We start from the raw sequence: 11,904 nt of genomic DNA on the forward strand, positions 1-11,904 counted from the left end.
CAGGCTTTGGAGGTCGTATGAAAATTGTAATGATAGGTGGAGCGCACGATTTTCTTGTGTGCCATGAAAACTTAATCGCGGTCTTTGAGAAGCTACAAAGAAAACATCCCACCCCGGAATTCATTGCTCTTGAGTACGACAAGAAAATATTTGAGGACTATATTGTCCCACAGCGAAATTCTCTAGATGCATGCAAGGACAGAAATACTTTATATTCCGACCTCCTGTCTGACGATGAAATACGTTCAATTTCGGCATGTATCGGATATGACGGAGATACCCACAAGGATTATTTCCCAACGTCTGAAGAAGTCTGGCTTGATGAGGGAGCAACATTTGATTTTAGGAATATGCCCTGCAGCTCGATGGTTTACAACAAGCTGGCAAGCGTTACTGAGGCCATAAGAACTGGACATATCTCTCGAGAACGTGGAGACCTTATTGAGCAATATAAACAAATTGAAGCTGGAGGTCTTAAACTAGGCCATGGACGGAACATTGAAAGGGATGCAAACTGGATTGAGCGCCTTGAACCTTACCTGACTTTGGACATTGATAAATATGCTTTCGTCATTGTCGGAGCTGACCACACTAGAGAGGCTCACGGGCTATTACGTCAACGGCTGAGAGCGCTTGGTCACGGAATTGAAATTTTTAGGACTTATTAATCAAGGATTGTTGAAATGGAAGCGAATGCTCTATCTCTATCTGTTATTTTTGGCCCCACGGTTCAATACAGAGCTCCACTATTCCAACGCCCATATGTTTGGACAGAAGAGGACCAATGGGAACTTCTTTGGAACGACCTATCCGAACTAAGCAACCCTACAGTAGAACTCCAACAAACTCTCCCATATTTTATGGGGGCTGTCGTACTAGAGCAACTTGATTCAGAAACAGGAGCCCCAGGAGCTAGAGCTATCATCGACGGACAACAGCGCTTAACGACTGTTCAAGTACTTATGGCTACACTTCATGATATTTTCATCAAACACTATCCTGACGAGTTCATTGTCGATGATATCAAGAAACTCATTATCAATACAAGCCGGCAGTTTGCAGACACATACTACCAATACAAGTTGTGGCCAACAAATCTAGATCGAGAAGCATATGAGATCGTAATGAAAGCGACTTCTCCTGAAGATCTAACTAAACACCCCATAGAAGGGGAAGGGACGATTGCTGAAGCATATCGGTATTTTTACACCAAAATGAATACATGGGTTGAAGAAAAAGGAGAAGAAGGACTTCCGTGGCTTGACCGTCTTTTCAGAATCGTCACGGAGAAAATCCGTATCGTCGTCATCGACATGGACAAACAAGACGACGCTCAAACTATTTTCGAAACCATGAACGCCCGAGGAACTCCTTTACTCCCTAGCGATTTGGTAAAAAACTATCTCTTTAAACGACTCGCTGACGAAAATGGTCACGATCTTGATGAAGTGTATGATCGATATTGGCGCCCTTTTGATTTTCAAAATGGTTTGTGGAGAAAAGAGCTTAAGCAAGGGCGTTTAAATCGTCCAGCATTGGAGCTTTTCTTACAGCACTATCTAGTAATGGAGCAGGCTAAAGAAATTTCCGCGACAAACCTTTTCAAGGAATATCGGGCTTACAGTGAAGCGGCAGAGGCCGGGGCTCACGCGCAGTTAGCAAGATTCCATAGATATTCACAATATTTCCAATCATTCTTAGAAGCACATGACAGGAACACTTTCGAAGGGTTATTCTTTCACAAATTAAGAACACTCGATACTACGACAGTCTACCCATGTCTTCTTTGGATCTACGACTCACTTGAAGGCCAATTAGAGCGAGATCAAAAATTGCAAGCAATTTTGCAAGTAATCGAGTCTTTCCTGATTCGCAGAATGGTCTGCCAACTAACCGCCAAAAATTACAACAACTTATTCTTAGAGCTGCTCACTTTTCTTAAAAAATCACAAGAGAACTGTGACGCTAGCATAATAGCACAATTCTTTAGCTCAAAAGATAAGGATAGTGGACGATGGCCTAACGAAGAAGAATTCAAAGAGGCTTGGTTGACGACTCCAATATATACTCAAATCACAAGGCCAAGACTTCGTCTGATTTTGGCAGAGCTCGACAAAGCGCTTAAGGCAAATAAAACAGAAGAACATATTGTCTGGCATGACACCTTAACTGTTGAACACCTATTGCCGAATAGCTGGGAGGTTCACTGGCCTTTAAATGAAGAAGGAATGACCACAGGAGAGATCTTTGATGCTCAACAGAGGCGTAATTTGCTAAAGCACTCTTTCGGCAACTTGACCTTTCTAAACAACTCTTTGAATCCTGCTATTTCCAATGGCCCATTTGAAGATAAAAAACGTGAGATTTTGAAACACACTGTGCTTAACTTGAGTCGCTTTTTACACGAAAAAAATAAGTGGGATGAAGATTCCATCATAGAAAGAGGTAAGGACCTTTTCGAAATCGCAAAGCAAATTTGGCCCAATGATTCAAAACAGCTTTGTTAATTTCTGCTATCGACTCTGTAGCAAATTAAGAAGGGGCCACCCCCTCTCAAGAAAAGAGGGGGTGGGGGATGGCTACCCCCTGTTCGCATATGTTTCAGGCTTCATCATCAAAACATTATCACGACCATTTCTCTCTATCGTCCACTCAATCGCACCATCCGGGGTAAGTTTCGGAGCGGCATATACATCGAGCCAAGCAGGAGACCACGCCGCCCCCCAGCCGTAGGGATAAGCACACCTCCCAATCTTAAACAAAGCTGCTCTGGTCCATCCCGCCTTTTGAAGGAGATCAAGCCTCTCCATAAGCCAAGCTCGAGCTCTTTTATACCCACGCCGCCTCTCGGCATTTATTTTCTTTTTGGAGCGTTCGTAGGACTTGCTAGCCTCTGCTCCGGTGCTCTCACTCTTGCGCGCATATGTATCGATCCCAGAATCTTTGATCGGGCCAAAAACGTGCGCCAAGCGCCTACGGATTTGTTGCCTAGGGACAATATGGACAGAATGGACAAATTTACCACTTTCGCCAGGGAGGGTGCCACCTTCGTGACACCGTTCCCTGATCTCCATATACTTTTCTTCATGAGCAGCTGAATGATCTGCCCATTTTTGCGCAAACCCCACTCTACTCTCCCATCAAATAAGGATTCACGACGTAGGTATCAGAAGGCTTCCTGCCCCGCCCCCTTTTCTCAGACGACTGCCTGTAAAGGTAGCAACGATCAACAAGCACATCGAGACCGGCATTGACCTCTGCCATCTTAGAAAAGCGTCCACGCACACCGCGAAGAGCTTCACGTCCAGAAAACTCTTCCAATCGACGAGTCTGGAACCACTTCAAAATGGTCTTGGCAGATTCATGGGCAGCATCCGTTCCCATCAAAGAAAATGCCTTTTTTGCATGCTCTACCAAGACCGCCGCAATACCGATGGCAGCTTTCATTACTGGGCCGGTAATAACCAAATCATTCCCCCCTCGCTGCTGACTCAGCTGAAGAAGAGCAGCGATCCTCACCATCATGCCAGGAAGCTTCCCCGCCCAATCGGTCATGTGCTCGAATTCTCCCTCAGGAAGAAGCTGCTTTTCAACTTCGATGGCGAAGTCATCACGGCGCTCCTTCGCTTCAGAATCAAGATGCATCAGGTAATGGGTCCTGTTGCCTTCGCTATCCAAAAGCCAAGGTGTATCCAGCAGGCCCAATATCATGGCCTCATAAGCCCGCTTGATTCGCTCAGGCATCACAGGAGCATTGATAATGCGGGTTCCCAATCGACTCTGAGGCATAAAATACAAGAGGCGTCCGAGCAGTCCGCGCCCCTTGAATCCAGCTTTTTCAGCGAGCCCTTGGACCACATCAGGCTGCGGGCAGACGCAAAGAGTCAGTGCCGGATCTCCCAAATAAATTGGTTCCTTCCCCTTTCTGTCCACCGAAACGCTTTCGTTCCCCCAAAACTTGAGTACTCCGTCGATGTTGGGGATGCCATTAGTGTAACGGCCAGCGAAGGTTTCAAAAATACCGCCTTCAGCCTCAATCAAACCAATTTTCTGATCATGTTCACTCATAATCTCGGCGAGGGCCTCAGGGGTAAAATCATCGGCCAACAGGCGCGGCGAGACAGGAACTTCAGGCAGTTCCTGCTCAAGTTCCCTAATCTCACGAATATATTTTTCCCTGTCACTGGAACTGCTAGCACTCGCAGCTTTGCTTCGACGGTGCTCAATAGCCTTAAGCAAGGTTTTTCGCTCAGAGCTGGTAGCCTCGATAGTTTCCTTCATGGCTTGCCGATTTTCCATCTCCCACTTCTTAAGAGGGGCCTTGCAGTTCTCAACAACGGCACTTTTCCTCTCTCCGGGAGGGAGCGCACACAGACTATAAATGTTAATAGGCTCGGAGTGGCCAGGGAAGACTTCGACCTTGTACTTCTTCTGACCGGCAACGGAAATCGCACCTAAAGCGGCACAAAGGGCAAGTTCAAACGGGACCTGAACAAACTCTGACAAGGCGACACAATAGTCCCGCAGCAAGCCCGGAACCAAGTCATGAGAGACAGGAGAAGGAAGATGGGCATCAAACTGCACAGGCGTAATATTACCAGACACAAATGACATGACGTCCACTTCAGCTTTCCGGTCAGCAGGCGAGTTAATCACGTTGCTATGCGACAAGCTACGTGGCTCAGCTTTCCCTGCATCCATGCCACTTTTGATCGTCCTTGCCTTCTCGATATCCGGCAGATTGGATGCTTCCAATAGGGCGGTTTCAACACGAGCCTGATCCAATTCGCCAGCCCCTACAAGCTGGGCAAGGTTGTAAGCAGCCTTGTTCAAAGTGTCATTTCGCGCTCCTTCAGGCGCTTGGCGCACGGCGCGCACCTCTGCATCAAATGCGGCTTCGACATAGGGTGTTCCCTTTGCTTCTTTAGTCGGCTTGTTTTTTAAAACCGAATCTTGGGCAATCCAATCGAAAAGCCATTCGGGGGCATCAGATACGGGGTGTTCATCCGACCAAATGTACTTGTTGCCAGAGGGATGCAGGCTCGGAGGGACGATTACGTAGCCGCCATGACCACGAACATCGATCTGAGTGCCAGCAACCCTCACCTTGTTCTTAATCTTAAATCCGTCAGGAACGGCATAAAAATGATGCAAGCCCCCACTGCCAGTCCTCTGCGAAAGGGTATCAGGAAGACGGCCTTTTTCGCTTTCAAGGCAGTCAAGGTCCCTTGGGCCATTGGGCATATCAATATCAAGGACAAACACACCCGAGGCTGCCCCAGTGGGTATTCCAATGGAGGCTCCAGGCCACATGGTCCACCATTTTCGAATCTGACCCAGATCCGTCGTAGCCGCCATAAACCCGGTTTTAACCTTAGGCGCTTTGCTCCTGTCGCAAGGAAAAACGGGGAAGCCTGCTTCTGCGTAGTGAAGAGCCGCATCCAACTGCGAGGCGTTAGAGAGATAGTCCAGATTAAGGCTATTCATCGATAGCCTCCTGGCTGATATCTGCCTTCAAAGCCCCCTCAGAGGCTCGAGCACGCATCCAACCGACGAGCGCCCGCACTTCGTAGCCGACCTTACGTCCAAGACGCATACGCCTTTCAGGACCTTCCCCAAGGCAGTCCAAGTTCGCGAGGGTTTTGGGGCAGAGCATGCCGCCGCTAAACTTTCCTACTTCCGAACGAGCGACTACGGGGCTCCCCCAACTCTTTTCAAGACAATCAAAAATATCCATACATTTTCCTTTTAGGATTTTGTGTTCCCGCTGGGTCACCAAAACACCTGCGGGGTGCCTAAGGAAAGGTATGGACTTTTTGGGTGGACAAAAAAATAAGCTAAACCCTCCCAACAATGCCTTTTTGAACGTTGGAAGGGTTTAACAGGGTTTTCTACTTCTTAGGGCGTCCCTGACCACTCTTGTACTGAGATGGCAGGTGCCTCCACATAATGTGGAACGCATTTTTGAGCAGTTGGCCGGGAGCCTCTTTATGAATTTCATTGAAATAACTCTCGCGGGTCAGAGTTCCCTTAGGAGTTTTCAGTATATCGCGAAAAATAGGGAGCAAGTAATCAAAAGACGTTGCCCATGCCTCACATGGCCCGTCGCAATGCATCGTAATGGTTTGCCCCTCCATGAGCTCGGTAACCTGCTTTTCAAGCTCTTCATTCCTTTTCAAGGCGGCTTTCAAATCCTTCTTTAGGGCACGCTCAGAATCGGTTTCGTCCGCAGACGAAGGAAGAGAATCCCACCCAAGCTCAGGGTGATTTCGTATGAGTCTCTCAACGTCCTTCTCATCAAAAGCCAAATGGTCAACATGAGCAGGCTCGTACTCAGGACGATCATACCCATCATTGAAAATACGATATGAGCTTGCCGGACCAGCCTCAGTGCACCTGTAGAATATATCGCCAGTCTCATCATTTACGATTCTTTTAACAACAAGCCATGGAGGCAATTCCCCAATCCTGATAAGCCTATAGAGCTCAACAACCCCATCCATACCAGGACACCTTTTGAACAGTTCTTTGGCGTTGTACCCTTTCAACAACGTAATTATTTGTTCCATACAATCCTTTTGGTTATGAAAGGGGGCACAATGCCACATCCTCGTTTCTTGTCAATGCAACCACATATAATAACGTAATAAATGACTGCGCGCTCACTCGTCATACATATGCGGCCAGACAACTAAATTATTGCCTCTGTGGTAATCGAACATCAGCGCTCAAAATCTGGCGTAGAAAACACGACTTGTGGCAAATTCGTGGCAGAATGAAATCAAAACAATTTGTGGTAAATTCGTGGCAATATAAAAACAAACAAAAAAGGCCCTTACGAAGATTTCTTCGTAAGGGCCTGATTTTCAATGGTGCTCGGGGACAGAATTGAACTGCCGACACGGGGATTTTCAGTCCCCTGCTCTACCGACTGAGCTACCCGAGCGCCGGTGAGGAGTTGTGTTTAGCGAAGCAGGAGTTGCTTGGCAAGTCTTTTTTTCTGCTTACGATTCTTATCAAGTCACGACACAACACATTTGTCCGCAGCGGTGAAATCACTTCCGGCAGGGAATACAACCAGGTCTTCGACATCCTGATATATCCCGATTCGCTGTCCGATGGCGTGTTGATGATGGCTCGGGACCAAGGCCTGCACCTGTTCGCCGTTGGCCAACTGGAGCGTGTAGAGAATGGTCGGGCCTCGGAACGTCTTTTCCGAAATGATTGCCTCATGTTCACTGTCATCGTCATGCACCACATCTTCTGGACGGATCAGGACGCTGACCTCACAACCTGTTTCGCATGGAACCGAAATCACGCCTCTCAAAGTGCCCAGAGCGGTTTCCACCACGCCCTCTTCCTGCACAGTTCCTTTGATAAACGTCCCTTCCCCAACAAACCCGGCAACAACCGTATTTGCAGGAAAGTGATAGACAGCATGCGGGGCATCCCACTGTTGCATCTCTCCGCAAGACAGCACTCCGACCTTATCGGCCATGGCAAATGCCTCGTTCTGATTATGCGTCACCATGAGCGCCGTGATGGACCGCGCTTTGAGGATGTCTCGAATCTCGGCCGAGAGGGATTCACGAAGAGCCACATCCAAATTGGAAAACGGCTCGTCCATGAGAAGCAATTTGGGTTCGGGAGCCAAGGCCCGAGCCAGAGCAACCCGCTGTTGTTGCCCGCCCGACAGCTCATGGGGGTATTTGCTCTGCTCTCCGGCAAGGCCCACGGTCTCGAGAAGCTCATCCACACGTTGTTGCTTTGCCTGCTTTGAAACACCCTCCAGACCAAAGGCGACATTGTCGGCCACTGTCAGATGGGGAAAGAGGGCATAGTCCTGAAACACCATGCCGATATTGCGGTTCTCCGGGGCGACGTAGGTGGGTCCGGCAACCATTTGACCGTCAATGGCGATGGAACCGCTCGCGATGTCTTCAAATCCAGCGATGGTTCGCAACAACGTGGTCTTGCCGCAGCCGCTGGGGCCGAGTAGGCAGCCGATCTCCCCTTCCTCAAGGGAAAAGGTGACATTCTTTACGACATGAAAATCGTCATAGAATTTATGGATATTCCGGACTTCGAGCAGATTTTTACGCATAGCTATTTCTCCGACTGCCGGGTGAGCAACAGCACCGGCACAAGGCCCACGAGGATGAGAACCACGGCGGGAATGGCCGCAAGCTCCCACTCGCCCTCAGAGGTGTATTCGAAAATTTTCACGGCAAGGGTGTCCCAGCCAAATGGCCGCATCATCAACGTAATGGGCATTTCCTTCATGACATCCACCAACACGAGGATGGCACCGGCCATGAGCCCTTTGTTGAGCATGGGTAGATAGATGCGCCGCAGCAAGGCCAACCCGCTTACGCCCATTGTTCGAGCCGCTTCCCCGATGGAAGGAGTGATACGCTGCATCGCGCTGTCTACGGAGCCAAATGCGGCCGCCATAAATCGGACGACATAAGCCACAATCATCAACCCCAGTGACCCTTGAATGATGGGAGAGACCTTCCCGTCTGTGACGCCACTGACAAGATGGATCAGGGCAGCGTCCAACCAAGAGGCTGGGATGAATATGCCCACAGCCAAGACAGTACCGGGGAGCGCGTATCCAAGCGTTGCAATCCGGGATGTCCAGGTCATGACATGGCCAGGGTCGTTCCGTTTCGCAAAAGCCAGAACCATCGCGCACAAGGTGGTGGCAGCGGCCCCCGTCAAGCCGAGAGAAAGTGTCTTCACGCTGTAAGACACATACCTGACGGCATCGGGCCCAACGACCTCCCACGCCCAGAAAGCCAGTTGAATGCACGGGACGGCAAAAGCCAACATGAACACCAGTAAGGACGCTGCAAAAGCTGCCCACTTGCCAAATCCTGTGAGCTTGAGCCGTTCAGCCTGGCTCGAACGACCTGCTTCCGTGAATCGCATTCGGGCACGCATACGCTGCTCCATAACCAGAGCAATCAGGACGAAGATGGCCAGCACCGAAGAAAGCTGGGCGGCACTCTCCAGAGAGAAGAGCCCAAACCATGCCTTGTAAATGGCATTAGTAAACGTGTCGTAGTTGAAGATGGACACCGCACCAAAGTCGGCCAGGGATTCCATGCAGACGAGCACCAGCCCCGCAGCGATGAAAGGCCGGGCCATTGGCAAGGCAACTTTGAAAAACGCTCGGGACGGCTTCATGCCCAAAGTGCGCGCCGCTTCCATTGCGGTGCGACCTTGCGTCATGAATGCGCTTCGAGCCATCAGGTAGACATAGGGATAGAATGCCAAAGACAAGATGGAGGCCACGCCCACAACGTTGCGGATGTCAATGAATCCCATGGAGGGAAACGCTGCGCGGAGTGCCGTCTGCACTGGCCCGGAAAAATCGAACAGGCCGAGATACACGAAAGCGAAGACGTATGGCGGAACGGCAAAAGGAAGCACCAACGCCCACGCGAAAAATTTACGCCCCGGATAGTCACAGGCTCCTGTGAGCCATCCCAGGCCAACGCCCATGACAGCCGTCAAGGGCACAATGCAGAGGAGCAGGAGCGCGGTGTTGGCAACCAGTGTGGCAAGAACATTCTCCGCAAGGTGCTGCCAGACGTCCTGCTGCGGGATCAGCAGATGTCCTACGATCACCAGCAGCGGAACAGATGCCACCAAGGCGAGCAGCGCCGCCCCTGCAAACCAGCCCGGGGACTGGAGGCGAAAGAGACGCCGCCGGGGAGGCGACAGGGTCTCCCCGGCGGTGTGTACTTTCAAGGATTCAGACATGGTCTATTTGTACCCTGCGCGGTCCATCAGCTTGATGGCTGCGGCCTGATACTCGCCATACTTGGCGACATTCATGGGGTTGCCCTTGAACTCGCCCCAGGCTGCGACAACAGGGTCAGCCTTGACGGATTCGTTGGCGGGGAATTCCATGTTAAGGGAAGCGAACTTGCCCTGCGCTTCGGCAGAAGAGAGCCACTCGAGCAGCTTCACGGCTTCAGCCTGATTCTTGGCATGTTTGGTGACGCCTGCGCCGGAAACATTCATGTGAACGCCGGTGGTCTGCTGATTCGGCCAGAAGATAGCCAGCGGCAGGTCGGGGTTCTTCTTGAGCAGACGGCCAAAATAGTAGGTGTTGACCACAGCCACATCGCCGACACCGGCAACAACGGCTTCCAGAGCCTTGGTGTCACTTGAGAAAGGCGCCACAGGCATGTTGGCAACCCAGGACTTGACGATCTTTTCGGTCTCGGCCTCGCCCTTTTCAGCGATCATGGAAGCGACCAGAGACTGGTTGTAAACTTTCTTGGAAGTACGGAGCAGCAGACGGCCTTTCCATTCGTCAGAACCCAGCGCTTCATAGGTGGAAAGCTCGGACGGATTAACCTTGTCCTTGTTGTACACGATGGTGCGTGCACGGACAGACAGGCCGACCCAACGATTCTGCGGGTCACGGAGATGCGTAGGGATGTTCTCGGTCAGCACTGCGGAATCCAGAGGCTGCAGGACGCCTTCCTCGGCAGCATGCCAGAGATTACCCGCATCAACGGTGATGAAGAGGTCTGCAGGAGTATTTGCGCCTTCGGCCTTGATGCGTTCCAACAGTGCGCCGGCCTTTCCGGTGATGTACTTGACCTCAACGCCGGTCTTGGCGGTGTAGGCTTCGAACAGCGGCTTGATGAGATGTTCTTTGCGTGCAGAGTAGACAACTACTTCACTGGCAAAAGCAGAGACGGTCCAGGCCGCGACCAGCAGGGCGGTCAAAGAAAGGGTAATCAGTTTTTTCACGTTAAGCTCCTTGAAGCGTTTTTGCTGAAATTGAAAATGAATCTCAGCCGCAAGTAGCCACACAACGTCACTGTGTCAATAAAATTCTGACCATTTTGGTCAAGATTATAATTAACTCATATGTTGTGATACGAAGAAAAGCCGATTACCACCGGGGTCACAGGAGAACGTATGGGAAGCATTGAACTCGTTACCATTGCCATCGCACTTGCCATGGATGCCTTTGCCGTTGCCATTGCAACGGGTGTTGCACTGAAAACCGTCAGCCCCCGGCAGACCTTTCGTCTGGCGTGGCACTTTGGGCTGTTTCAGGCCTTGATGCCCATTATCGGCTGGTATTTAGGGAGCACTGTACGTGCGTACATTGAGGCGTATGACCACTGGATCGCATTCGTGCTGCTTGGCTACATCGGCTTCAACATGATCAAAGAGGCATTCGAGGACGATGATGAGGCCAAAGGTGATCCCACTAAAGGGATGACCCTCGTCGTGCTCTCCGTTGCCACAAGTATCGATGCCTTGGCCGTGGGCCTCAGCTTGTCCATGCTGGGTCTGTCCGTCTGGTGGCCCGCCCTGATCATAGGCATCGTGGCTGTCCTGTTCACGGCAGTGGGCCTTCATATCGGCAAAACGGCTGGGCAGGCGAAAAGCATCAGCAAATACGCCGAACTCCTCGGGGGCGTTGTTCTCTTCATCATTGGAGTAAAGATTTTGTGGGAACATGGTGCGTTGACACCGATTCTCAACTTGTAGCAGCGAATGGCTGGCATTTTTGCCACCAATGCCCCGCGCCAAATCAGGCAGGAACTGCCGGAGCAAAAGAAAAGGGCTTTCATCTTGCGATGAAAGCCCTATATCTTCGATGGTGCTCGGGGACAGAATTGAACTGCCGACACGGGGATTTTCAGTCCCCTGCTCTACCGACTGAGCTACCCGAGCGCCGGTAAGGAGTTGTGTTTAGCGAAGCCGGAGTTGCTTTGCAAGTCTTTTTTTCATTTCATCAAACTTTTTTGACTTCTCTTCACTTATTTTCCTCCCCAAAAAGAAGACAGAGCAATAAAAAAGAGCTCCCCGATCTCCGGGAAGCTCTTTCCACTTAACTTATCTCGCGGCGAAAGCCGCCCGTGG

Annotated in this window: 9 protein-coding genes and 2 tRNA genes; 3 read left to right on the top strand and 8 right to left on the bottom strand. The window is 50.5% G+C overall.

The features are described from left to right. The first annotated feature begins 17 nt into the window (after window positions 1-17). Together HFN16_RS05670 and HFN16_RS05675 are read left to right on the top strand one after the other, a co-directional pair. A complete protein-coding gene (locus HFN16_RS05670) occupies window positions 18-668 on the top strand; it encodes a hypothetical protein (RefSeq protein WP_168889811.1) in 651 nt (216 codons plus the stop codon). 15 nt (window positions 669-683) lie between these two features. Beyond that, on the top strand, window positions 684-2,507 hold the full coding sequence (locus tag HFN16_RS05675) for a DUF262 domain-containing protein (RefSeq protein ID WP_168889812.1): 1,824 nt from the start codon (window positions 684-686) through the stop codon (window positions 2,505-2,507). A 622-nt stretch (window positions 2,508-3,129) separates the two neighbouring features. Here the strand turns inward: HFN16_RS05675 and HFN16_RS05680 are convergent. The 7 genes from HFN16_RS05680 to HFN16_RS05710 form a co-directional block, all read right to left on the bottom strand. Continuing rightward, window positions 3,130-5,487, bottom strand: a complete 2,358-nt coding sequence (locus HFN16_RS05680; protein WP_168889813.1) for a DUF3987 domain-containing protein — start codon at window positions 5,485-5,487, stop codon at window positions 3,130-3,132. Beyond that, complete coding sequence (locus HFN16_RS05685) at window positions 5,480-5,737, bottom strand: hypothetical protein (RefSeq protein ID WP_168889815.1); 258 nt, start codon at window positions 5,735-5,737, stop codon at window positions 5,480-5,482. Before HFN16_RS05685 ends, HFN16_RS05680 begins: the two co-directional genes overlap by 8 nt. Before the next feature lie 154 nt (window positions 5,738-5,891). Then, on the bottom strand, window positions 5,892-6,569 hold the full coding sequence (locus HFN16_RS05690; protein WP_168889816.1) for a hypothetical protein: 678 nt from the start codon (window positions 6,567-6,569) through the stop codon (window positions 5,892-5,894). Window positions 6,570-6,870: 301 nt separating this feature from the next. After that, a tRNA-Phe gene (locus HFN16_RS05695) sits at window positions 6,871-6,946 on the bottom strand. Window positions 6,947-7,021: 75 nt separating this feature from the next. Then, window positions 7,022-8,104, bottom strand: a complete 1,083-nt coding sequence (locus HFN16_RS05700) for an ABC transporter ATP-binding protein (RefSeq protein ID WP_168889817.1) — start codon at window positions 8,102-8,104, stop codon at window positions 7,022-7,024. Between the two features lie 2 nt (window positions 8,105-8,106). Next, complete coding sequence (locus HFN16_RS05705; RefSeq protein WP_168889819.1) at window positions 8,107-9,771, bottom strand: iron ABC transporter permease; 1,665 nt, start codon at window positions 9,769-9,771, stop codon at window positions 8,107-8,109. Between the two features lie 3 nt (window positions 9,772-9,774). Next, complete coding sequence (locus HFN16_RS05710) at window positions 9,775-10,776, bottom strand: extracellular solute-binding protein (protein WP_168889821.1); 1,002 nt, start codon at window positions 10,774-10,776, stop codon at window positions 9,775-9,777. A 171-nt stretch (window positions 10,777-10,947) separates the two neighbouring features. Here HFN16_RS05710 and HFN16_RS05715 point away from each other — a divergent pair, with 171 nt between their 5' ends. Next, window positions 10,948-11,529 (top strand): manganese efflux pump MntP family protein, encoded by a 582-nt coding sequence (locus tag HFN16_RS05715; protein WP_168889823.1) that lies wholly within the window; start codon window positions 10,948-10,950, stop codon window positions 11,527-11,529. Window positions 11,530-11,639: 110 nt separating this feature from the next. Here HFN16_RS05715 and HFN16_RS05720 read toward each other — a convergent pair. Next, window positions 11,640-11,715: transfer RNA gene (locus HFN16_RS05720), tRNA-Phe, on the bottom strand. Window positions 11,716-11,904: the final 189 nt, after the last annotated feature.

It is taken from the genome of Pseudodesulfovibrio sp. zrk46 (assembly GCF_012516435.1).
In the GTDB taxonomy this organism is placed as follows: Bacteria; Desulfobacterota; Desulfovibrionia; order Desulfovibrionales; family Desulfovibrionaceae; genus Pseudodesulfovibrio.